Annotated in this window: 22 protein-coding genes; 10 read left to right on the top strand and 12 right to left on the bottom strand. The window is 58.7% G+C overall.

What is annotated here, in order from left to right; genetic code table 11:
- Positions 1 to 69 precede the first annotated feature (69 nt).
- The 4 genes from gyrB to DXH95_RS14680 all read left to right on the top strand — a co-directional run bounded on the left by gyrB (position 70) and on the right by DXH95_RS14680 (position 6,001).
- Entirely contained in the window at positions 70 to 2,616 is a 2,547-nt protein-coding gene (gene gyrB, locus DXH95_RS14695) for a DNA topoisomerase (ATP-hydrolyzing) subunit B (RefSeq protein WP_115550314.1), read from the top strand.
- 63 nt (positions 2,617 to 2,679) lie between these two features.
- Positions 2,680 to 3,555 (top strand): hypothetical protein, encoded by an 876-nt coding sequence (locus DXH95_RS14690; RefSeq protein ID WP_147291756.1) that lies wholly within the window; start codon positions 2,680 to 2,682, stop codon positions 3,553 to 3,555.
- 50 nt (positions 3,556 to 3,605) lie between these two features.
- Positions 3,606 to 5,267: an ATP-binding response regulator gene (locus tag DXH95_RS14685; protein ID WP_115550312.1), complete on the top strand. Its 1,662-nt coding sequence runs from the start codon at positions 3,606 to 3,608 to the stop codon at positions 5,265 to 5,267.
- Positions 5,268 to 5,371: 104 nt separating this feature from the next.
- Positions 5,372 to 6,001: a LuxR C-terminal-related transcriptional regulator gene (locus tag DXH95_RS14680; RefSeq protein ID WP_115550311.1), complete on the top strand. Its 630-nt coding sequence runs from the start codon at positions 5,372 to 5,374 to the stop codon at positions 5,999 to 6,001.
- Between the two features lie 14 nt (positions 6,002 to 6,015).
- On the opposite strand, the gene DXH95_RS14675 is transcribed toward DXH95_RS14680, so the two are convergent.
- From DXH95_RS14675 to ygfZ, 3 genes are read right to left on the bottom strand one after another with little or no spacing between them, the layout of a single operon-like run.
- The gene (locus tag DXH95_RS14675) at positions 6,016 to 6,375 is read right to left on the bottom strand and encodes a hypothetical protein (protein ID WP_147291755.1); all 360 of its coding nucleotides are present in this window, start codon (positions 6,373 to 6,375) and stop codon (positions 6,016 to 6,018) included.
- A gap of 56 nt (positions 6,376 to 6,431) precedes the next feature.
- Positions 6,432 to 6,833, bottom strand: a complete 402-nt coding sequence (locus tag DXH95_RS14670) for a hypothetical protein (RefSeq protein WP_115550309.1) — start codon at positions 6,831 to 6,833, stop codon at positions 6,432 to 6,434.
- Between the two features lie 57 nt (positions 6,834 to 6,890).
- Positions 6,891 to 7,628 (bottom strand): CAF17-like 4Fe-4S cluster assembly/insertion protein YgfZ, encoded by a 738-nt coding sequence (gene ygfZ, locus DXH95_RS14665; protein WP_115550308.1) that lies wholly within the window; start codon positions 7,626 to 7,628, stop codon positions 6,891 to 6,893.
- Positions 7,629 to 7,666: 38 nt separating this feature from the next.
- Here ygfZ and pyrC point away from each other — a divergent pair, with 38 nt between their 5' ends.
- On the top strand, positions 7,667 to 8,710 hold the full coding sequence (gene pyrC, locus DXH95_RS14660; protein ID WP_115550307.1) for a dihydroorotase: 1,044 nt from the start codon (positions 7,667 to 7,669) through the stop codon (positions 8,708 to 8,710).
- On the opposite strand, the gene rarD is transcribed toward pyrC, so the two are convergent.
- Entirely contained in the window at positions 8,699 to 9,589 is an 891-nt protein-coding gene (rarD, locus tag DXH95_RS14655) for an EamA family transporter RarD (protein WP_115550306.1), read from the bottom strand. The genes pyrC and rarD overlap by 12 nt on opposite strands.
- Before the next feature lie 16 nt (positions 9,590 to 9,605).
- Complete coding sequence (locus DXH95_RS14650; protein ID WP_115550305.1) at positions 9,606 to 9,827, bottom strand: hypothetical protein; 222 nt, start codon at positions 9,825 to 9,827, stop codon at positions 9,606 to 9,608.
- A gap of 159 nt (positions 9,828 to 9,986) precedes the next feature.
- On the opposite strand from DXH95_RS14650, the gene DXH95_RS14645 reads away from it, so the two are divergent.
- A complete protein-coding gene (locus DXH95_RS14645) occupies positions 9,987 to 10,331 on the top strand; it encodes a glycine zipper 2TM domain-containing protein (protein WP_115550304.1) in 345 nt (114 codons plus the stop codon).
- 21 nt (positions 10,332 to 10,352) lie between these two features.
- Here the strand turns inward: DXH95_RS14645 and DXH95_RS14640 are convergent, their stop codons facing one another.
- From DXH95_RS14640 to DXH95_RS14620, 5 genes are all read right to left on the bottom strand, one after another.
- Entirely contained in the window at positions 10,353 to 11,642 is a 1,290-nt protein-coding gene (locus DXH95_RS14640) for a cytochrome P450 (protein ID WP_115550303.1), read from the bottom strand.
- Between the two features lie 13 nt (positions 11,643 to 11,655).
- Positions 11,656 to 13,194, bottom strand: coding sequence for an acyl-CoA synthetase (locus DXH95_RS14635; protein WP_181883706.1), 1,539 nt, complete (start codon positions 13,192 to 13,194; stop codon positions 11,656 to 11,658).
- Positions 13,195 to 13,301: 107 nt separating this feature from the next.
- Positions 13,302 to 14,060, bottom strand: a complete 759-nt coding sequence (locus tag DXH95_RS14630; RefSeq protein WP_115550301.1) for a crotonase/enoyl-CoA hydratase family protein — start codon at positions 14,058 to 14,060, stop codon at positions 13,302 to 13,304.
- Between the two features lie 14 nt (positions 14,061 to 14,074).
- Positions 14,075 to 15,286 (bottom strand): acyl-CoA dehydrogenase family protein, encoded by a 1,212-nt coding sequence (locus tag DXH95_RS14625; protein WP_115550300.1) that lies wholly within the window; start codon positions 15,284 to 15,286, stop codon positions 14,075 to 14,077.
- 296 nt (positions 15,287 to 15,582) lie between these two features.
- Positions 15,583 to 17,154 (bottom strand): helicase HerA-like domain-containing protein, encoded by a 1,572-nt coding sequence (locus tag DXH95_RS14620; protein ID WP_115550299.1) that lies wholly within the window; start codon positions 17,152 to 17,154, stop codon positions 15,583 to 15,585.
- A gap of 211 nt (positions 17,155 to 17,365) precedes the next feature.
- Between DXH95_RS14620 and DXH95_RS14615 the strand changes: the two genes are divergently transcribed.
- Entirely contained in the window at positions 17,366 to 18,472 is a 1,107-nt protein-coding gene (locus DXH95_RS14615) for a serine hydrolase (protein ID WP_239016684.1), read from the top strand.
- Here DXH95_RS14615 and DXH95_RS14610 read toward each other — a convergent pair whose 3' ends face one another.
- Together DXH95_RS14610 and DXH95_RS14605 are read right to left on the bottom strand one after the other, a co-directional pair.
- The gene (locus DXH95_RS14610) at positions 18,473 to 18,670 is read right to left on the bottom strand and encodes a hypothetical protein (protein ID WP_115550298.1); all 198 of its coding nucleotides are present in this window, start codon (positions 18,668 to 18,670) and stop codon (positions 18,473 to 18,475) included.
- 78 nt (positions 18,671 to 18,748) lie between these two features.
- Positions 18,749 to 19,081 carry a hypothetical protein gene (locus DXH95_RS14605; RefSeq protein ID WP_181883705.1) on the bottom strand — a complete coding sequence of 111 codons (333 nt, stop codon included), beginning with the start codon at positions 19,079 to 19,081 and terminating at the stop codon, positions 18,749 to 18,751.
- 243 nt (positions 19,082 to 19,324) lie between these two features.
- Between DXH95_RS14605 and DXH95_RS14600 the strand changes: the two genes are divergently transcribed.
- From DXH95_RS14600 to DXH95_RS14590, 3 genes are read left to right on the top strand one after another with little or no spacing between them, the layout of a single operon-like run.
- On the top strand, positions 19,325 to 20,320 hold the full coding sequence (locus DXH95_RS14600) for an ArsR/SmtB family transcription factor (protein ID WP_115550296.1): 996 nt from the start codon (positions 19,325 to 19,327) through the stop codon (positions 20,318 to 20,320).
- Positions 20,317 to 21,258: a methylenetetrahydrofolate reductase gene (gene metF, locus DXH95_RS14595; RefSeq protein WP_115550295.1), complete on the top strand. Its 942-nt coding sequence runs from the start codon at positions 20,317 to 20,319 to the stop codon at positions 21,256 to 21,258. The genes DXH95_RS14600 and metF overlap by 4 nt, the downstream gene beginning before the upstream one ends.
- The gene (locus DXH95_RS14590) at positions 21,255 to 22,301 is read left to right on the top strand and encodes a homocysteine S-methyltransferase family protein (protein WP_115550294.1); all 1,047 of its coding nucleotides are present in this window, start codon (positions 21,255 to 21,257) and stop codon (positions 22,299 to 22,301) included. Before metF ends, DXH95_RS14590 begins: the two co-directional genes overlap by 4 nt.
- Positions 22,302 to 22,351 lie beyond the last annotated feature (50 nt).

Below are 22,351 nucleotides of genomic sequence, written 5' to 3'. Positions count from 1 at the left end.
AGCCCAAATCCTTGTGGAAAAGAACGGCTTTTCCTTGGGTTTCTGCACCCGTTCCCCTATAGTCCGCGCATGCAAGAAAACAGCGAAGAGCGTACCGGCGATAGCGCCGCCAATCCCAACCAGAATGAATATGGTGCAGACAGCATCAAAGTGCTGAAAGGCCTTGATGCGGTGCGCAAGCGGCCCGGCATGTACATCGGCGATACCGATGATGGCTCAGGTCTGCACCACATGGTGTTCGAGGTTTCGGACAATGCGATTGACGAGGCGCTGGCCGGACATTGCGATCTGGTGCTCATCGAACTGAACCCCGACGGTTCGGTTTCGGTTGAAGATAATGGCCGCGGCATACCGACAGGTATGCACAAGGAAGAAGGCGTGTCCGCCGCTGAGGTCATCATGACCCAGCTGCACGCGGGCGGAAAGTTCGAGAACACGTCGGACGATAACGCTTATAAGGTGTCGGGCGGCCTGCACGGCGTGGGTGTTTCGGTGGTCAACGCACTCTCCGAATTTCTCGAACTGACCATCTGGCGTGAGGGCAAAGAGCATTGGATGCGGTTCGAGCATGGCGATGCGGTCGCGCCGCTGATCGTCAAAGGCGATGCGCCGGTGGTCGACGGAAAGCCCAAAAAGGGCACACGCGTGACTTTCATGGCGTCGACCGACACCTTCAAGAACGTCACCGAATTCGATTTCGACAAGCTCGAGCATCGCTATCGCGAGTTGGCCTTCCTCAATTCGGGCGTCCGCATCTTGCTGCGCGACAAGCGCCATGCCGATGTGCTCGAGCATGACCTCTATTATGAAGGCGGCATCGCGGCGTTCGTCAAATATCTCGATCGCAACAAACAGCCGATCATGCCCGATCCGATTGCGATTTCGTCTGAGCGCGACGGCATTGGCATCGACGTGTCGCTCGAGTGGAACGACAGCTATTATGAGAACGTCCTCTGCTTCACCAACAACATCCCGCAGCGCGACGGTGGCACGCACTTGGCGGCTTTCCGCGCCGCGCTGACCCGCACGATCAACAATTATGGCGAGAAGTCGGGCATCCTCAAAAAGGAAAAAGTGTCGCTGACCGGTGAGGATATGCGCGAAGGGCTGACCGCGATCGTTTCGGTCAAACTGCCCGACCCCAAATTTTCGTCGCAGACCAAAGACAAGTTGGTTTCCTCTGAAGTCCGCCAGCCTCTCGAAAGCCTGATGGCCGACAAGATGGCCGAGTGGCTTGAGGAAAATCCCGCGCACGCCAAGACGCTGATTGGCAAGATCGTCGACGCGGCTGCTGCCCGCGAAGCCGCGCGCAAGGCGCGCGAACTGACCCGTCGCAAGGGCGCAATGGACATCGCCTCGCTGCCCGGCAAACTCGCCGATTGTCAGGAACGTGATCCGGCCAAGTCCGAGCTGTTCCTGGTCGAGGGTGATTCGGCAGGCGGATCGGCCAAACAGGGCCGCGACCGCCATTATCAGGCTATCCTGCCGCTGAAGGGTAAAATCCTGAATGTGGAGCGCGCGCGTTTTGACCGGGTGATTTCGTCAAAGGAAGTCGGCACGCTGATCCAGGCGATGGGCACCGGCATCCGTGATGATTTCAACCTCGAAAAGCTGCGCTATCACAAGATTGTGATCATGACCGACGCGGACGTCGACGGCAGCCATATCCGCACACTCTTGCTCACCTTCTTCTACCGGCAGATGAAGCCGATTATCGAGGCGGGGCATCTCTACATCGCGCAACCGCCGCTGTACAAAGTCGCCAAAGGGCGCAGCGAACTCTATCTGAAGGACGATGCAGCACTCGACAATTATCTGGTCGACGCCGGCTTGGGCGGTGTGCTGCTCGAAAGCGCGCAGGGACAGCGTAGCGGCAATGATCTGGCTGCTCTGGTCGAACATGCGCGGCGGATGCGCAGCCTGATGGCCTATGTGCCGCGGCGCTATGATCCGACCATCATCGAAGGACTGGCGTTGAACGGCGCGCTGGCCCCCGAGCTGGAAGGCGCAGAGCGCGAAGCCGCGGTCGCTAAGGCAGCTGCATGGATGGATGCGCAGGACGTTGAAAGCGTCTGGACCGGGCGTGTCGCCGAAGAGGGCGGCTATCATTTCGAGCGTCGCTGGCGCGGCGTTTCCGACCACCACATCATCGAGCGCAGTTTCCTTATCAGTGCAGAGGCCCGTAAGCTGCACCGTCTGGCGATGGAAGAAGCCGAAAGCTATCTGACGCCCGCCCGACTGGTCAAATCGGGGGCGGCCGCAGCCGAGCCTGAAGCCGAAGTTGAAGCCGCGGACAGCGAAGAAGTACAAAGCCCCGCTGCGCGCAAGGCATCAGCCGACAAGGCGATCACCCGCCCGTCCGAACTGCTCGACGCAGTGCTGGCGGCCGGCCGCAAGGGCCTGTCGATCGCACGCTATAAGGGGCTGGGCGAAATGAATGCCGAGCAGCTTTGGGAGACCACGCTCGACCCGACGGCCCGTTCGCTGTTGCAGGTGACAATTGAAGACAGCCAGGAAGAGGGCGAGATTTTCGAGAAGCTGATGGGCGATGTGGTCGAACCGCGCCGCGAATTCATTCAGGATAATGCGCTCAACGTCGCCAATCTGGACGTCTAGGCTTAGCTTGACTTAGCACATCGCAACGCTGGCCATTTGGCCGCGGCCATTTAGGCTGCGGCCATGTCGTTACCACGACCCCTGCGATACATAGCCCATATCGGATGCCTCTTCATGGCGGCACTCGCGCTGTCGTCGTGCATCTTTATCCCCGGACTGTTCGACAGCAGCCTGTTGGTCGAATCCGATGGCCGCTTTGAATTCCGCTATAAGGGGCAGATCCGCTTCATCGCAGCGGAAGCCGATTTGGCAGACAGAGGCGGACGTGGCGCGACATGGTCCGATATAATGGCCTATTGCTATGACGATGCCGGCAATTTGAAGCCGGTTAGCGACGCGCAAGGCAGGCCGGATCGTAGCTGCACGGTAGAGGCAGCAGCCGAGCGCAAAGCCGAATGGGAAGATCGCCGTATCGCGCAGGAAGAGGAAGAGAAAGCCGTCATCCGAATGATCGGATTCAATCCCTTCGACGAGTCTGAGAACCACAAGATTGCAGCCCGGTTGATGCAGCATGAGGGTTGGAAATCGGTAATCTATCGCGGCAAAGGATTGTTCGACGTCGATTACCAGATCAGCGGCACGCTCGACCGCGATTTTCTCTTTCCGATGATCCCCGGCGTGCAAATCGTCTATCCCTTTTTGACTGTCCGCAAGCTGGCTGATGGGGTAATTGTTGTGGAGGCAGCGGGTTTGGCGCAATCCGGACTGGAAAGCTTCGCCGAAGAAGCCGGAATCGGCAAAGCGTCCGAAACGACGCCGCTGGATTGGACCAGCGGCACATTCGAAGTTCGCACGTTGAGCCACAGTCTAAACGGAAATGGACTCGCAATACCAACCGTACCGGCCCCGGCAGGCGAACCGCAGCTGCGGATCATGCAATGGAGTATCGCCCCAGAGTCGGACCAAATACCACTGGCGCACATAACCCAAAGCCAATAGTTCGCACTGCCGCGGATATCCTTTAGCGGCCGCCAGAACAGGAAAAGCGCATGGCAATATCGTTCCGGAAACTCGCGATAGAAGCAACGATGGAGCTTGCCGATGAGGCGAAGGCCGAGCGAGGTCAGGCCATTGTTCGTTTTTGGTATATTTTCCTGGTGACAGTTTATGTCCTTTTGCGCGGCGCAGGCATCGGACCAACCGACCTACCCGCAGACGTCGTGCGCATCATGCTTACCTATTATGTCGGCTTCACTATTTTCTCGCTGGTCATCTTTTGGACGATTCTGCGGTGGCCAGGTCATTATCCGGCTCGCAGAGCAATCACGATGCTGGGTGACTATGTGTCGCTGACGCATGGCATGATCGTTGGAGGTTTTGCGATGATGCCGCTGTTCGCGCTCGTCCTCTGGGTCACGGTCGGCAATGGCATGCGCTATGGCCCGAAATATCTGCTGGCCGCATGGGTGATGGCCCAGCTTTCCATCATGGTCACTACAATTTTCAACCCGTTCTGGCGCGACAATCCGGATATGGTGATGACGATGGTGTTCACGGCAGCCGCCGTCCCGACCTATGCCTTTGCGCTGTTGCGACAGACTGCCGAAGCACGAACCGACGCCCAGAACGCCAATCTGGCAAAGTCCCGATTTCTGGCCCAGGCGAGCCATGACCTGCGGCAACCCGTCCATGCCATAGGGCTTTTCCTTGCCGGGTTGCGGGATACCCGGCTGAACGGCACGCAATCGCAGATAGTCGAACGGATAGAGCGCGCTTTGCAAGGTGTCGCGCGCTTGTTCAAATCGCTGCTTGATATTTCAACGCTCGACAGTGGAACGTTGAAATATGCGCCGAACAGCGTCGATCTGAATATGATCCTGACTGATGTGATGGAGCAAAATGAAGAAGCGGCAAAATGGAACAATGTTGATCTGCGATTCGTCGCAACTTCGGCAACGGTAATCGCCGACCCGGTTTTGTTGACGACAATGCTCCAGAATCTGGTGTCCAATGCCATCAAATATGGCGAAGGCGGATCCGTGCTGGTCGGCGTGCGGCGCTCCGGAAACAAAGTCACGCTGGAGGTGCATGATCAAGGTATCGGGATTTCCGATGAGCATCAGCCTTTTGTTTTTGAGGAATTCTACCGCGTCCAGCAGCCGGGTGACAGAGACAGAGATGGCGTCGGCCTTGGCCTCGCGATCGTTGCCCGGCTGGCGCAGTTATGCGGCCTCGAAATCAAATTGCACTCGACATTGGGTAAGGGCACTGTTGCATCCATTTGCGGCTTCCGCACTGCTTCCAGCGCCGGCGAAGGCACGGACAATCCGCTATCGATGAACCGCACCCCCCTGGCTGGGTTCAGGATAGTCCTGATCGAAGATGACCGCGATGTGCTCGCCGCAACCGCAGCATTGTTGAAAGGGTGGGGATGCCTAGTTCAGGATTTCGACACAATGCCTGATACGGTCGAGCTGGCAGACCTCATCCTTACCGATTTTGATTTGGGAAGCGGCATCACGGGTACGCGATGCATAGCGCATATTCGTTCGATAACCGGGACCGAAACCCCGGCCATCATCATGACGGGGCATGACGAGGCGCGTGTGCGTTCGCTGATCGAGTTACCCCGCGTACAGTTGATGACAAAGCCGTTGCGGCCGTCGGCGCTGCGATCCCTGCTGTCATCGGTGCGAATTGGCGCGTTTTGAGACGATTGACCTCGTTTGTACTATAGGACCGAAATCGCCGCTGGCCTTGCAGACTATACTATCCTAAGTAATACGCCCTGAAATCAAATCGGAAATGAAAACAAATGGCAAAGGCCGAACGCATCGTTGTTGCCGACGATCATCCGGTGTTCAGGGAAGGGATAGTCCAGTTACTTGCAGGGCGGTTTCCCGATGCGGAGATCAGTCAGGCGGCAACTATGGACGAAGTAATGGCAGTCGCCGCACAAGGCGAACCGCCAGAACTGTTCATTCTCGACCTGCTGTTTCCCGGCATGAAACCGCAGGAAACACTGAAAACATTGCGCACGCAATATCCGACTGCGTCTCTGGTCATCGTGTCGATGGTGGATGACGAAGCCACGATCAATATGGTGATGGAAAAGGGCGCGGACGGCTTTGTCGACAAGCAAGTCCCGTCGGCGCGCATGCTCGACGCGATTGCCCAGGTTCGTAACGGTGAGTTTGTGGTCGAGTTGTCACAAGCTGCCAATGGATGGGATGCCCAAGGATCCGAATTCAGCCCGGTTGATTTGACGGCGCGGCAACGCGAAGTCATGGCCCTGATTGCGCAAGGCAAATCGAACAAGGAAATTGCCCGTTCGCTCGATATTTCACCCTACACGGTCCGCATCCACGTATCGGCGTTGCTGCGGGTGCTGAAAGTGACCAGCCGGGCGGAAGCGGCGCGAAAGGCGCGAGCGCTGCATATCTGAGGCGGCAAAGGGCGCTAGCGCCCCTTGTCGTCGAGTTTGTTTTCAGCCAGCACTTTGCCAAGCGCGGGATAAAGTTCGCGGCATGCGAGGTCGAGAGCAGTCCATTGTTCCGCCATCGCCTTGGCATCGCCCTCCCGCAAATGACGGGCATAGTCGGTTTGCAATTGCTTCAAATCCGCTTGGGCGGAGGTGCCCAAGGACTTTGCGCTAGTCAGCGCGGCCGCAACGTCAAGAAAATCCCGCGACGCGGCAAGCTGCGCCTCCCGGTTGCTCGATTCCCCGCGCTCAGCTTCGACCGCATGGAAGGCCGCGCAGGACAGCAGGGCATTATAGTCTTCCTGTTCAGCCGAAACCGGCTGGAACAAAAGGAGCATCGGAAAAATGATCATGAGGCAACTCTAGTCCGGCAAGATGTCGCGATGCTGAACCGCTATTTGGCGTCGCTATTCAGCCCCGCAGCATCGACAATCGCCAGCGCCGAAGGTTCGAACTGGCTGCACACCTGTTTTAGCTGGGCAATTTCCTCCGCATGCTGGGCAGGTTCCACGGTTGCCCTGTCGTCAATCAAACCCTCAACAATGCTCTCGACCTTTGCTTCGATTGCATCGGGATCCAGCGCGGCATCTTTGCTATAAGCGGCAAGCAGGAAGAGCGTTGCTTTCTCTTCGCTCAGCTTCGCTTCTTCGGAGACCGGGTCCATCTGGGATGTCGCAAACACATGATAGGCGACACAGCTGACCGACGCTTCGAACAGCGCTTCGTCCGTCTTTGCATCTGCCGCAGCCGAACTCGCCGCCACAAGCGCCGAAACCATCATCAGATATGCTACCATCACTTTTCCTTTAATCCCGAAATCTTTACGGCGCGGTGGGCGAGCCCGGCCCGCTTGTCAATCGGCGGCAATCGCTGTTGCCTGCCATGTCGGCAGCTGAAGGCCTGCCATATTTTCGACCCGGCGCAGTTCGACTGCAAGGCCCAGTTCGGGATAGCTGGCGCGTGCCTTCGCCGGATCGGCATCGGCGATGGGAACAACCACCAATCGCCGGTTGACCTTCTGCCGCCAGTTCATCCGCGCGGTATTCTCCTGCCCTACATAACAGCCCTTGGTGAACGACACTCCGTTCAGTTCGGCGGCATTGGTTTCCAGCCACAGCGTCGCATCGCTGCCAAGTTCGGTAAGGCCTTCGGGCACGCCAAGCGACAGGCGGTACGCGCGGTAGAAGGCGCTTATGTCGACATCGTCATCGGCAACCGGCGCGGTCCAGCGTACCCCCAGTTCGGGCAGGCGCGGATCGGAGGGGCGGTCGGGCGCTGCTGCGGCCCAATATACACCCAGCTTCGGATCGACGGAAATCGCTATTTTCCGCCGCAAGCGGTATATCGACAAGCGGCGTGCCAAAGCTTCGGCCTGTGCCGCTTCGCAATCGATCAATAGGTCGTCGCCATCGTCCCACAGGAAGAAATCGAACAGCGCCTTACCTTGTGGCGTCAGTAGACCGGCCCAGAGCGGCAGTTTCGCCTGCATATCCTGCGTCACCAGGCCTTGCAGAAATCCGCGTACATCTTCTCCCTCTTCCTGGGGGGACAGGCGAATTATGGCGCGGTCGAACAATCGGGGTGCAGACATGGGTGACAGATAGGGAGCCACGCGACTAAAGGGAAGCCATGACCGTAACGACTCTGACGATCCGCCGCCCCGACGACTGGCATGTGCATCTGCGCGATGGGGAGATGCTGAAAGGCGTGCTGCCCTATACTGCGCGGCAATTCGCCCGTGCCATCGTAATGCCCAATCTGTCGCCACCGGTTACGACGACCGAGGCCGGACGTGCCTATCGCGATCGCATCCTTGCGGCCTTACCCGAAGGGATGGCGTTCGAACCGCTGATCACCTGTTACCTCACCGATACGCTGTCGCCCGAGGAGGTCGCCCGCGGCCATGCAGAGGGGGTGTTCACCGCCGCCAAACTCTATCCCGCGCACGCAACAACCGGCAGCGCGCACGGCGTAACCGATGTCGCCAACATCTATCCGGTGCTCGAACGCATGCAGGCGATCGGCATGCCGCTTTTGATCCATGGCGAGGTCACCGACCATGAGGTCGATATCTTTGACCGCGAGGCGGTTTTTATCGAGCGCACGCTGAACCATATCGTCCGTGACTTTCCGGATTTGCGGATCGTCTTCGAACATATCACTACGGCTGAGGCGGTTGATTTCGTGGCGGGCGCGAGTGAAAATGTCGGTGCAACCATCACACCACAACATCTGCATATCAACCGCAACGCGATGTTCGTCGGCGGCATACGCCCACATGCTTATTGCCTGCCTGTCGCCAAGCGCGAGAAGCACCGGCTGGCGCTGCGCAAGGCAGCGGTTTCGGGCAATCCCAAATTTTTCCTCGGTACCGACAGCGCCCCGCATGCGGTATCGGCCAAGGAGTCTGCCTGTGGTTGTGCTGGCATTTTCAACGCGCCTTATGCAATCGAAAGCTACGCATTGGTTTTCGACGAGGAAGGGGCATTGGAAAAACTCGAAGGCTTTGCCTCCGAATTCGGCCCCCGTTTTTACGGCCTACCGCTCAATGACGAGATGGTCACGCTGGAAAAGGCCCCGGTAGAAGTACCACTGTCGGTCGATGCCAATGGTACGCCGGTTTCACCCTTCCACGCGGGCGAGACTATCGGCTGGAAACTGCTATCCGCCTGACCGCATCCGACGAAAAGCGTCGACGCTGAACAAGGCAATAGCGGTCCAGATCAGCGCAAAGCAAGCCAGCTTGGTCGCGTCGAGCGGTTCATCATAGGCAAAAGCCCCAAGGATGAAGACGATGGTCGGAGCCAGATATTGGACGAACCCCAGCGCGGTATAGCTCATCCTTCGTGCGGCTGTCGCAAAGAGCAGCAGCGGAATAACGGTGATCGCCCCTCCGGCCGCAAGCAAGGCCTCGGTTCCGATATCACGGAAACCTCCGGCTTGTGAAACGCTCCAGATACATACAGCCAGCGCTATCGGCCCGAGCAGGCACATTTCCACCGCCAGGCCCGGAACCGAGCCCGTGGGCGCGGTCTTGCGGACGAGCCCGTAGGTTCCAAAGCTGAAAGCCAAAGTCAGGCTGATCCAAACGGTTTCAAGCGAACCGGCGAGCAATATTGCCACGCCCATCCCAGCCACAGCAACAGCCCATCCCTGCAACTTCGTCAATCGCTCACCCAGAAACAACCGCCCGAGCAGCACATTGACCAGCGGGTTTAGATAATAGCCGATGCTTGTCGCCAACACCCGTTCAGTGGTGATCGCCCAGACATAGACCAGCCAATTGATCGCAATCAGCACCGCCGAAAGCATCATCGCACGACGCGCTTTGGGATTGGCAATCGCAGCGGTAAATTCCCCCCATTGGCTGCGGAAATAGAGGATGATGAAAACGACCGGCACCGACCAGACGATACGGAACGCCAATATGTCCAGCGCCGGAACCTCGGCCAGCATTTTGAAATAGACCGGCAGGAAACCCCAGATCAGATAGGCTGAAAAGGCGTAGGGAAGCCCACCGCCTTGCGGCGTCTGCTGGTTGGCGGTGGTCACGTCTGTTTGGTTCGGATCAAATAATCCCGCCGCCCAGCCACAGCCGAATGGCGCAAATAGCGACGACGACGAGGCAGAAATTGCGGCCCGAATTCTTCTCCGATGCAAAACCGAAAGCCACGCCTGCACCCGCAATCACGATGATAAGCCAGTTGAGCCAGCCGAGCAGTGGAAAGAATGCGGGAATAGCCAGAACCAGTGCGATCAGACCAAGGATGAATGCGATGATATTTGCCATGTTTCGAAGACTAGGCATCGCGTACTCGCTTGGCAAGCATAGTCAGCGCCACGCTTCGACGCTCGTACAAAACCATTCGACCAACAAAATGGCCTTCGTCTAGATTCCGTTCATCTAAATTCGGTGCAATGGTTGCAGCCATTTTGAAGGAGTCAGATCATGAAAGCCTTGATCGCAACCGCCGCTGCCGTGGCGCTAGCCTTGCCCGGGATCGCCCTTGCCGATCCACCGCGCCATGCCCCGGCACATGGATATTACAAGAAAAAGCAACGTAATGCGGAGCCGATCTATCGCGACACGCGGGTGTGGCGCGGCGACGATGACCGCTATTATTGCCGCCGCAGCGACGGGACCACCGGCTTGATCATAGGTGCCGCAGGTGGCGCATTGATTGGTCGCGCAATCGACACCCGCGGTGACCGCGCGATCGGCACCATATTGGGTGCAGCCGGCGGCGCCATCCTTGGACGCGAAATAGACCGCGACCGCTATCGCTGCCGCTAATCCCAAGCGGCGGGCCGGGGCCTAGCTGGCGCGAAAGCGTATCGGCAAGGTCTTGAGCCCGCCGACAAAGGTCGAATTGGCGCGTTTCGGTTCGCCGGCCAACTCGACCGAATCGAGACGGTCGAGAATCTCCTCGAACAAGATCCGCATTTCCAGCCGGGCCAAATGCAGGCCGAGGCATTGGTGCGCACCGGCGCCAAAGGCGATATGCCGGTTCTGGTCACGTGCAGCTTCAAACTTACGCGGTTCGTCGAACTGCGCCGGATCGTGGTTCGCCGCGACATAGTTGAGCATCAACCAATCGCCTTTGGCAATCTGCACACCCGCGATTTCGACATCCTCATTCGCCATGCGCATGAAATGCTGCACCGGCGTGGTCCAGCGGATCGCTTCCTCAACGATGCCTGCGACAAGGCTCCGGTCTGCCTTCACCTTGGCAAATTGCTCCGGGTCTTTGGCAAGCGCAAGCATCGCGCCCGCCGTGCTCGCAGAGGTCGTATCATGCCCGGCTGCGGCGACAATGATGTAGTATCCTGCAAGGTCGAGCGGATCGAGCGGCTGACCGTCGATCGTACCGTTGGCAAGGATAGTTGCGACATCCTTGCCCGGATTCTGGCGCCGTTCCTCGGCCAGCTTCTCGAAATATTCGGTGAAATCCTTCACCGCGCCCAGCACGATCTGCGAGATCTGCTCGGGTGACAGATTAGCCATGCCGGTCTTGTTCAGATCCTCATCCTGCCCGCCGAACATCTGCTGCGTCAGGAACAGCATGCGCGGTTCGTCTTCTTCGGGCACGCCCAATATCTGCATCACCACATGCAGCGGATAGGGTGCGGAAACCAGCGGCACGAAATCCGCCTCCGGCCCGGCAGCAATCAACCGATCAACGGTACGCTTAGCGAGCTCTTTGATATCGGCTTCGATCAGCTTCAGATTCTTGGGCATGAACCATTCCTGGGTCAGCCGCCGCAATTTGGGATGCTTGGGCGCATCGAGCGAAACCAGCGACTGGACAAGATTGGGCGAACCGCCGGTGATCTGCCGCGCCAGATCCTCACCCGCGCGGTTGGTCAATACGGAAGGGCGCGGGCTGTTAAGGAAGGTCGCATTGTCCTTGCTGATCCGCATCACATCTTCATGGCGGGTAATCAGCCAGAAGGGCGCGTGATCGTCGGTCGGGCTTTCGATGCGCAGCACTGGGGTTTCCGCCCGGATCTCGTCGAACAGGTCGAGCAGCGGATCCCATGCCGCATAGGATTTGGGATCGATGACCGCGATGGCGGTTTCGGGCTTTGCGACGGGTGCGTTCATATCCTCAAACTCCTCAAACGATCCGGCTGTCTTTGTTGCCCCAATATTCGTCGCGCAGCAGCCGCTTGTAGAGCTTGCCGGTCGCATGGCGGGGCAGCTCTTCGCGGAAATCTATCTGACGTGGCATCTTCACGCCCGACAGGCTGGGACGCAGATAGGCCTTGAGTTCGTCGGCCAGTTCGTCGCCAGCATTGGCCCAGTCGAGCGGCTGGACGATGGCGACCACGCGCTCGCCCATATCGTCGTCAGGCGCACCGATGACCGCCGCGTCGGCAACCTTGGGATGATGCACCAGCAGATTTTCAATTTCCTGCGGATAGATATTCACCCCGCCCGAAATGATCATGAAGCTCTTGCGGTCGGTCAAGTAGAGGAAGCCCTCTTCATCAACCTTGCCGACATCGCCGAGCATCGACCAATTCGCATGTTTCGGGTGGCGGCTTTCGGCGGTCTTCACGGGGTCATTATGATAGCTGAATTGCGATTCGCTCTCGAAATAAACGACGCCTTCCTCGCCCACCGGCACTTCCTCACCATCCTCGCCACAGATGTGGATGATGGCATTCAATGCCTTACCGACCGAGCCCTTGTGCGCCAGCCAATCTTCGCTGTTGATGAAAGTGAAACCATTGCCTTCGGTACCCGCATAATATTCGCGCAATACCGGCCCCCACCAGGCGATCATCGCTTCCTTGACCGGAACCGGGCAGGGGGCAGCCGCATGGACGGCGCATTTCAACGACGAGACATCATATTTTGTGCGCACCTCTTCGGGCAGCTTGAGCATGCGGACGAAATGCGTTGGCACCCACTGGCTGTCGGTAATCTTGTATTTCTCGATCGCAGCCAGTGCCTCTTCGGGATCATATTTTTCCATCACCACCACGGTGCCACCAAGGCGATGCACTGCCATGCACCAGCGCAAGGGCGCGGCATGATACAGCGGGGCAGGCGAAAGATAGATGCTGTCGCCGGTAAAACCGAAGGCACCGGCAGCGATCATCGCCAGCGGGTTGACCGCTGCAATATCGGCTTCCTCAGGCAAAGGCAGTCGCACACCTTTGGGGCGCCCGGTGGTACCGGAACTGTAGAGCATGTCGGTGCCCGCACGCTCATCGGCGACCGGGGTTGACGGCATTTTGGCTAGTTCGCCCTCAAACGGTGTCCAGCCCGCCCGTTCACCGCCAACAATATAGCGCTTCACCGGCGTTTCGATCTGGTCAAGCGTATCGCCCAGATAGTTGGAGGTAAACAACGCCTGCGAGCCGCTATCCTGCAGGATATAATCGATCTCCGAAGCAGTCAGCCGGTTGCTGATCGCCACAAAGACCAAACCGGCGCGCTGGGCACCCCATGCCAGATCGAAAAACTCAGCCCGGTTTTCCATGCACATGGCAATGGTATCGCCATGGCCCAGCCCCAGCGAACGCAGCAATTGCGCCACCCGGTTCGAATTGGCTTCAAGCTGGGCATAGGTCACGACCTGTCCGGACCCGGCCATGAGGACGGCGGGTTTGTCGGGGTTAACCGTGGCATGAATCTTGGGGTGCATCACTCTCTCTCCGTCTCACTCATTCTGAAGCCGACCTGCGCGGGCGTTCCTTCGTGGACACTCTCCAGATCAGGTCGGCTACAAATTTATGTTTTATTCCAAATGGATCACGTTCCCGTCCAATTGGGCTTGCGCTTTTCGGCAAAGGCAGCGGCGCCTTCGCGGGCATCGTTGGTGGCGAAGAGATTGCCGAGCGTTTCAGTCTGCTTCTGCCACATTTCGGCTTCGCTCCATTCGCCCGATTCGGCGATCACCTGCTTCGATTTCTTGACCGCGAGCGGGCCGTTGCCCGCAATGGCCTGCGCCAGCTCGATGGCAGCGTCGAGTGCCGGCCCCGAGGTCACGCGGTTGACGAGGCCGAGTTCATAGGCGCGTTTCGCGTCCATGAAATCACCCGTCAGCGCCAGCTCCATCGCGATATGCGGCGCGATTTTCTTGGGCAGGCGCATCAAGCCGCCCGCCGCTGCGGCAAGCCCGCGCTTGACTTCGGGGATACCGAATTTGGCGTTTTCGTTGGCGACAATCATGTCGCAGGCAATCGCGACTTCAAGGCCGCCTGCAAGCGCATAGCCATCGACCGCCGCGATCAGCGGCTTGGCCGGTGATTTCTGGGTAATGCCGCCAAAGCCTCGGCCAGCGACGAATGGCGTTTCGCCGCGCAGGAAACCCTTCAGGTCCATGCCCGAGCAAAAGGTTCCGCCCGCACCGGTCACGATACCGACGCGCAGATCATCCTCTGCATCAAGCCGGTCAAGCGCGGCAGCAATCAGCTCCGACGCCTCCTTGTTCATCGCGTTTTTCGCGTCGGGGCGGTTGATCGTAATGATCAAAATGCCGTCACGGGCTTCGACCAATGCGTCGCTCATGGATTATCCTCTCTTTACTTGGTTTTCGGAAGGCCGAGCACATGCTCGCCGATGATGTTGCGTTGAATTTCGCTGGTGCCGCCGCCGATGGTGGCGGAGAAACTGTTCAGATAGCTGCGGTGCCAGAAGCCGCCATCGACGGCATTTTCATCGCCGACATAATATCCCGCCTTGGTGCCCTGAAACTGCAGGGCAAATTGCGTCAGCTCACGCACCAGTTCGGTCCGCGCCAATTTGTTGATCAGCGACAGCCCCATCGGGCGATCCTGATTGAGCGGAGCCATCCGTCTGCGAGCATTGTTGAGGTTGAGCGCCTGCGCATCGATCAAAAATTCGACCAGCTTGTCGCGCATCACTGGATCGTCGAGCAAAGGCTTGCCGCCGCGCTGCGCGCTGCGGGCCAGGTCGAGGATTTCCATGACATCCATTTCCTTGGCGAAGGAGCCGCCCGCGAGATTGACCTTCGCGCCGCGCTCATATTCGAGCGTTTTCATCGCGACCAGCCAGCCCTGCCCCTCTTCGCCCATGATATCCTTGGCGGGGATGCGGGCATTGTCGAAAAAGGTCTGCACAAAGCCATATTCGCCGGTGAGCTTTTTGATACGCCGCGTTTCAATGCCCGGAATCCGCATCGGTGACAGGAAGAAGCTGAGCCCCGCATATTTGTTCGGTGCATCCGGATTGGTGCGCGCGAGCAGGATCATCATGTGCGCCCGGTCGCCTAACGAGGTCCAGATTTTAGAGCCGTTGACGACATATTCGTCGCCGTCGCGCACCGCACGGGTTTGGGCATTGCCAAGATCGGAGCCATTTTCGGGTTCGGAAAAGCCCTGGCACCAGATTTCCTCAGCTGCGAGCATCGGCTTGATATAGCGCTTCTTTTGCTCCTCCGTCCCAATGTCGAGGATCAGCGGCCCGGCCCAGCCATTGCCGATTGCGTTGAGCATGATCGGCGAATCATATTTTTTCATGATCCGCGTCGCGATCCGCTGAAATTCGGGATGCATGCCCCGACCACCATATTCGGCTGGCCAGCTCATCCCGATATAGCCTGCCTCATAGACCTTGTTTTGCCATTTCTGCAGGAAATCAAACTGCTGGTCGGTCGACACCTCCATGAAGGTCAGCGGCAGCATGAAGCCTGGATCGGCGACGGTATGCTCGCGGAACCAGGCGTCGCACTGCGCCTCGAAATCGGCAAGTTCTTGGGCTGCGGGCATGCTCATCGGTGATTCCTCTCTCGCAGTTTAATTGCGCGATTAAACCGAGGATTGCAATGCCCTAGGATGGAATAATTTGCAGCTTACCATTGCACAGCGCAGCCCATGTCTGTCGCTTTGCGATGCTGTCTGACGATGTTGTGTTTTTACAATTAATGCAGAATTGGAACGCCTAGCATTGGTTCAACCCGCAACGGGGGTGGGTGTCCGGCGAAGACCTGCAAAAGCGACCCATCTGCATTCGACGGACACCCGTGCGGTCGTGCCTTAAAACACGGCCGCACTTTTCGTTCCGGGCCTGCCTATTTGAACAGGCTGCCCAAAATTCCGCGCACCAGCGATTTGCCGAAACTACCAGCGAGCTGGCGCCCGACCGAGGTCGCCGCCGAACGTGCGGCCGATTGGACCATCTTTTCGGCCATGCTGGGCTTCGCCGCTTCGCGCGCTTGACGGGCGGCTTCGCGGGCGGCCTCTTTGGCGGCAGCGGCTTCAGCCTTGGCTTTTTCCTTGGCCGCGATGGCATCCAGCTTTGCCTGCTCTTCAGCAGCTTCAGCGACTTCTGCCGCAGCGGCCGCCTGAGCACCCTTGGCCTGCAGAATTTCCTCGGCGGATTCGCGATCGATCAGATCGTCATATTTATCGCCAATCGCGTCGGTCGTGATCATCACGCCGCGCTCCTGCGGGGTCAACGGTCCGGTGCGCGATGCGGGCGGGCGGATCAGCGTGCGTTCGACATGCGTCGGCGCGCCATCGGCCTGCAACACCGAAACCAGTGCCTCACCCACTTTCAACTCGGTGATCGCGGTCGCAACGTCGATCTTGGGATTGGCGCGGAAGGTCTCCGCCGCCGATTTGACCGCCGCCTGATCACGCGGGGTGAAGGCGTTCAGCTTGTGCTGCACGCGGTTGTTGAGCTGCCCTGCCACGGTATCGGGAATGTCGATCGGGTTCTGCGTGATGAAATAGACGCCGACGCCTTTCGAACGGATCAGACGGACAACCTGTTCGATCTTCTCGACCAGCGCTTTCGGCGCGTCACTGAACAACAGATGCGCCTCGTCAAAGAAGAAGACGAGCTTGGGCTTGTCGGGATCGCCGATTTCGGGAAGCGTTTCAAAAAGTTCGGAAAGCAGCCACAGCAGGAAGGTCGAATAGAGCTTGGGGCTCTGCATCAGCTTTTCAGCCGACAGGATGTTGATGATCCCGCGCCCCTTGTCATCACAGGCGATAAAGTCGTCCAGATCGAGTGCGGGCTCGCCGAAGAACCGGTCGCCCCCTTGCGAACGCAGTTGCAGCAGCGAACGCTGGATAGAGCCGACGCTCTGCTTGGACACATTACCATAAGTGGTGGTCATTTCTTCGGCACGCTCGGCGATATTGACGAGCATCGCCTGCAGATCGTCCAGATCGAGCAGCAGCATCTGTTCCTTGTCAGCGACATGGAAGGCAATGGTCAGCACACCCTCCTGAACCTCGTTCAGATCCATCAGCCGCGAAAGCATCAGCGGTCCCATTTCGGAAACCGTGGTGCGCACCGGATGCCCATTTTCACCGAACAGATCCCAGAATTGCACCGGATTGTCGGAATAGACCCATTCGCTGTCGCCAATTTCCTTCGCGCGATTGACAAAATTTTCGTGGTTCTTCTGCGTGGCAGCACCCGCCATTGCCATGCCGGCAAGGTCGCCCTTTACGTCAGAGACAAAGACGGGAACACCATTGCGCGAAAAGCCCTCTGCCATCACCTGCAAAGTGATGGTTTTACCGGTGCCGGTTGCGCCCGCGATAAGCCCGTGCCGGTTGGCCCGCTTCCAATTAATCGCCTGCCGCGCGCCCTCTGCGGTAGAGCCGATAAAAAGGCCTTCGTCGGACATTGTTACACTCCTGCATGTATAGATTTTGTCACCGCCACGACAACAACGCCGCATCGTTCAGGTCAAGTAATATCCACTTCTATATCCTTTGGTTTAGCGAACAACGGCTGGTCTTTGAATATGAGTCGATTGGTCGCAAAAGCCCCTTTCGCCGCTTTTGCGGTGCTCGCTTGCCAGTTAGGCGAGGGATGTAAATTGTTTGGAGAATATAGTGTCGCCTATCGCCCGACTGACGGCATCGATCATGCTCCCTTTGCTCATATCGGCTTGCGTGTCAGCACCCGCGCCGCAACGACCGGTGCCAAAGCCTGCGCCACGGCCCACACCGGCCATAGTCGTGCCTGTGCCCAAGCCTGCCGCGCCCAAACCTTTGCCTGCCCAGAATTCGGCTCAAGCCCCCGCCCAGCTTGAGGCTGAACTGCACGAAATCTGGCGCGCATTCCCCGGAAAAACCGGCATCGCCGTACAGCGGATCGACGGCCAATGGGTGACGGGCAAAAGGCTGGGCGAATGGTTCCCGCAGCAAAGCGTATCAAAAATGTGGGTCGCAATGACGATTCTCGATCAGGTCGATTCAGGTCGGCTGCGTCTGGACCAGACGGTACGGATTGGGATGAACGACCTAGCCGTGTTTCACCAGCCCATTCGAGAGCGCGTAGTTGCCAATGGGGCGATCGAAGAAAGCATATCAAGCCTGCTCGAACAGGCCATTACAGCCAGTGACAATACGGCCAATGACAGCCTGTTGCGTACCGCAGGCGGGCCTGCCGCCGTCCGGAACTTTATCGAGCGCAAACAGCTGGGCAAGATCCGCTTCGGTCCGGGAGAAAGGCTTTTGCAAAGCCAGATTGCGGGGATGAGCTGGCAGCAGGAATATTCGCTCGGTCGCCGTTTTTATACAGCGCGCGCCGATTTGCCTTATGAACGGCGCAAGGCTTCGCTCGACGCCTATCTGGCCGATCCTATCGACGGTGCAGCACCCGATGCCATTGCCGGAGCACTCAGCCGGCTGGCGCGCGGGGAGCTGCTGTCTCCTGCGTCGACCCGACTGTTGCTCGCCATGATGGAACGGACCAAAAGCGGCCCCAATCGCTTGAAAAGCGGTGTTCCGGCGGGCTGGCGTTTCGGTCACAAGACCGGGACGGGTCAGCAACTAGAGTCGGTGTCCACAGGCTATAATGATATCGGCATCATGACCGCACCCGATGGAACGCGCTATGCCGTCGTGGTGATGATTTCGAGCACAACCGCGCCCGTGCCTGACCGAATGGCGATGATGCAGGCGGTTTCGCGAACGGTGGCCGCACATCACCGCTGATTACCGGTCGTCTGCGGCTTCTTCCGTCAAAGGCGGCGGATTGGCAAAATCGTCATCCAGTTTTTCCGCCGCTTCGTCGAGCATTTCCGCTTCTTCGACAGTCACACCGCCAGGACCAGGGTCGGTCGGTGCCGGGCCGCATGCGTGCAGCGCGGGAAATGCCGTGGTGAACAGGAGGATATGACGGCGACCGATCATATCGACATCCTAAGTTCGACAACTGAATTGCGCAAAGAAAAAGGCTGCCCTGCAATGCAGGACAGCCCCTTTCGAATTTTAGCTAGAAGCTAAGAAGCTATTACTTGGTAGCTTCTTTTGCAGCGTCGCCAGCAGCCTTAGCGGCATCGCCAGCAGCAGCAGCTGCGTCGCCAGCAGCGGCAGCAGCTTCTTTACCAGCTGCAGCAGCGTCGGTTGCAGCAGCAGCGGCTTCGCCGGTTGCAGCTTCAGCAGCGTCGCCAGCGGCGGCAGCAGCGTCGGTAGCAGCTTCTGCACCTTCAGCAGCTGCGTCAGCAGCGGCTTCAGCGCCTTCAGCGGCTTCAGTGGTGGCTTCTTCAGCGCCCGAGCAAGCAGCCAGAGCCATTGCAGAAGCGAGAACGAGAGAAACAGCAATCTTTTTCATGTGGGAAATCCCCCTAACAAAGAACTTCAAAAAACCAGACAAGCAGCATGCGAGGTGCATAGCTTGGCTTGCGGCGCTTCCACTAGCGGCTTCAAACATTCAACGCAATCGGGTTTTTTCTACAAAATACGTAGAGTGCGCTCGTTTGACCCCATTTGACGACCAGCGGTTCAAAAATATGTCACAATTGCGCCAATTGACATGATATAAAGATTTCTTTATATGCTAATCCAATGACGCCTTTGCTCAACATAATGCGCGCGCTTGCCGATCCGACGCGGATGCGAATCACGCTGTTGATACGGCAGTTGGAGCTTTCCGTCAGCGAGGTCGTGCAGATTTTGGGGCAAAGCCAACCGCGCGTGTCGCGTCACATCAAGATTTTGGACGAAGCGGGGATTGCCGAGCGGCGCCGTGAAGGGGCATGGGTGTTCCTGCGCCCCGGCGCGATGTTGTCGCATCCCGCAATCGAGCCGTTATTCGCCCTGCCGGGCACAGAGGACTCCCGTCCGGTGCTGCGCGATCTGGCGCGGCTGGAGGAGGTCCGTTCGGCACGAACCGAAATGGCAGCCGCCTATTTTGATGCCCATGCCGAACAATGGGACCAGATCCGGTCGCTTCACATCGCCGAGGCGGAAGTGGAGGCGGCCATGCGCGCGCTGCTGGGTGAAGCGCCGGTTGGCCGTGTGCTCGACATCGGTACCGGCACCGGGCGCATGATCGAATTATTTGCGCGCGATGCCGAACGCTTTGTCGCCCTTGATAACAGCGTAGAGATGTTGCGGCTCGCCCGCGCCAAGCTGGGCGGGATGGAAGATGCCGCAGCGGTGCAGGCACACACCGAAATCGTGCTCGGCGATTTCAACACCCTGCCCTTCGCCGATGGCAGCTTTGACACCATCCTGTTTCACCAGGTGCTGCATTATGCCCAGCATCCCGAACGCGCTATTGCAGAGGCCGCACGCGTATTGGCTCCCGATGGGCGATTGCTGATCGTCGATTTCGCCGCCCATGATCTCGAAGAACTGCGCAGCGTTCACGCCCATGCACGCCTCGGCTTCACCGACGAGAGCATGGCGCGCGCTTTTGCCAGCGCCGGGCTGGTTCCGGCACGCACCGAAACGCTTGCAGGAGGTAAGCTGGCCGTCAAAATCTGGCTGGGCCAGCGCGGTCAGACCGCAAGTGAATCTCCCAAACTCAGGCCCCCACTTCTTAGGAATGTTGCATGATCTTATCGCTTGACCAGATGGCGGAATCGCGCCGCGCCCTTGCCAGCTCGCTATTCGCGGGGCTGCCTGGCGATGCAGAGATCAGTTTCGAGTTCTTCCCGCCCAAAACCGAGAAGATGGAGGAACAATTGTGGGACTCAATTGTCACGCTCGCCCCGCTGGCCCCTCGCTTTGTGTCGGTCACTTACGGTGCGGGCGGCTCCACCCGCGAGCGCACGCATAATACGGTCGCGCGCATCGCCAAGGAAACCAGCATCCCCGCCGCGGCGCACCTCACCTGTGTCGATGCCACGCGTGAGGAGATTGCCGAGGTCGCCAACGCCTATTGGGAGGCGGGCGTGCGCCATATCGTCGCGCTGCGCGGCGATCCGCCCAATGCTGGGGGCAAGTTCGAGCCACACCCCAATGGCTATGCGAGCGCTGCAGAACTGGTCGAAGGGTTGCGCAAGCTGCACCCGTTTGAAATTTCGGTCAGCGCCTATCCCGAAATCCACCCCGAAGCCGCAACCGCACAATCGGACATCGACTTCCTGAAGCGCAAGCTGGACGCAGGCGCCAGCCGCGCAATCACGCAATTCTTCTTTGAACCCGAAACCTTCTTCCGTTTCCGCGATGCCGTGGCCGCTGCGGGCATCGAAGCCGAAATCGTTCCCGGTATCATGCCGGTATCCAATTTCGCCGCGATCCAGCGCATGTCCAAAATGACGGGCACGGCAATCCCCGAATGGATGGCGCATCTGTTCGAAGGGCTCGACGACCACCCTTCGGCGCGCCAGCTTGTCGCTGCCACAATTTCCGCCGAAATGTGCCGCAGGCTATATGCAGGCGGTGTGCGCCAGTTCCATTTCTACACCTTGAACCGGGCAGAGCTCAGCTATGCCATCTGCCACCTGCTCGGCAAACGCCCGGTCGAAACCGCGAAGGAAGCCGCAGCATGAGCGCCCGCGAAGATTTCACCGCCCGCTGCCGGACACGCATCCTTGTGTTCGACGGCGGATATGGCACATCAATCCAGCGCTACAAGCTGGAGGAAGCCGATTATCGCGGCGATCTTGATCTGGCGAAGGACCAGAAGGGCAATAACGATCTGCTCTCGATCACCCGGCCCGACATCATCGGCGCGATCCACGATGCCTATCTGGAGGCGGGCGCGGATATGATCGAAACCAACACCTTCAGCTCCACCCGTGTCGCGATGGCCGACTATGGTTGCGAGCATCTGGTTCGGCACATCAATGTCGAAAGCGCCAAGCTCGCTCGCGCCTGCGCCGACAAGGCCGAGGCAAAGGATGGTCTCAAGCGTTTCGTAGCCGGCTCAATCGGCCCGACCAACAAGACGCTTTCTCTATCACCCGATGTCAACGACCCCGGCTATCGCGAGGTCGATTTCGACACGCTGAAGGCCGACTATCGCGAACAATGCGATGCGCTGATCGAAGGCGGGGTCGACTTCCTGCTGATCGAAACGATATTCGACACGCTCAACGCCAAATGCGCAGCAATGGCGGCACAGGAGTCGGCCGCAGCAAGCGGTCGCGATGTACCGCTGATGATCAGCATGACGATCACCGACATGGCGGGCCGCAACCTGTCAGGCCATACGGTGCAGGGTTTCTGGAACACCATCCGCCATGTTAAACCGCTGACCATCGGGCTCAACTGCTCGTTCGGGGCAGACCTGCTGCGACCTTATCTGTCGGAACTTGCCAAAAATGCTGACGCGTTGGTGATGGCCTATCCCAATGCGGGGCTGCCCAATGAACTCGGCCAATATGACGAACTGCCCGAGCAGACCGCTAAGCTGATCGAGCAATGGCTCGACGAAGGACTGGTGAATGTCGTCGGCGGATGCTGCGGCACCACGCCAGCGCATATCGCAGCGATTGCCAAGGCGGTTGCCGACCGAGCGCCGAGGCAGGTGCCGAGCGCGCCAGTGGTGACGCGGCTTGCCGGGCTGGAGCCTTTTGTGATGGCGGCATAGCGAAGCGTCGCTCCGGCGAAGGCCGGGGCCGCGACAGGTTTAGCCTGCAC

This window comes from Sphingorhabdus pulchriflava (assembly GCF_003367235.1).
Taxonomy (GTDB): domain Bacteria; phylum Pseudomonadota; class Alphaproteobacteria; order Sphingomonadales; family Sphingomonadaceae; genus Sphingorhabdus_B; species Sphingorhabdus_B pulchriflava.
The sequence above is the reverse complement of the archived record's forward strand: the minus strand, read 5'-3'. Positions and strand labels throughout refer to the sequence as shown.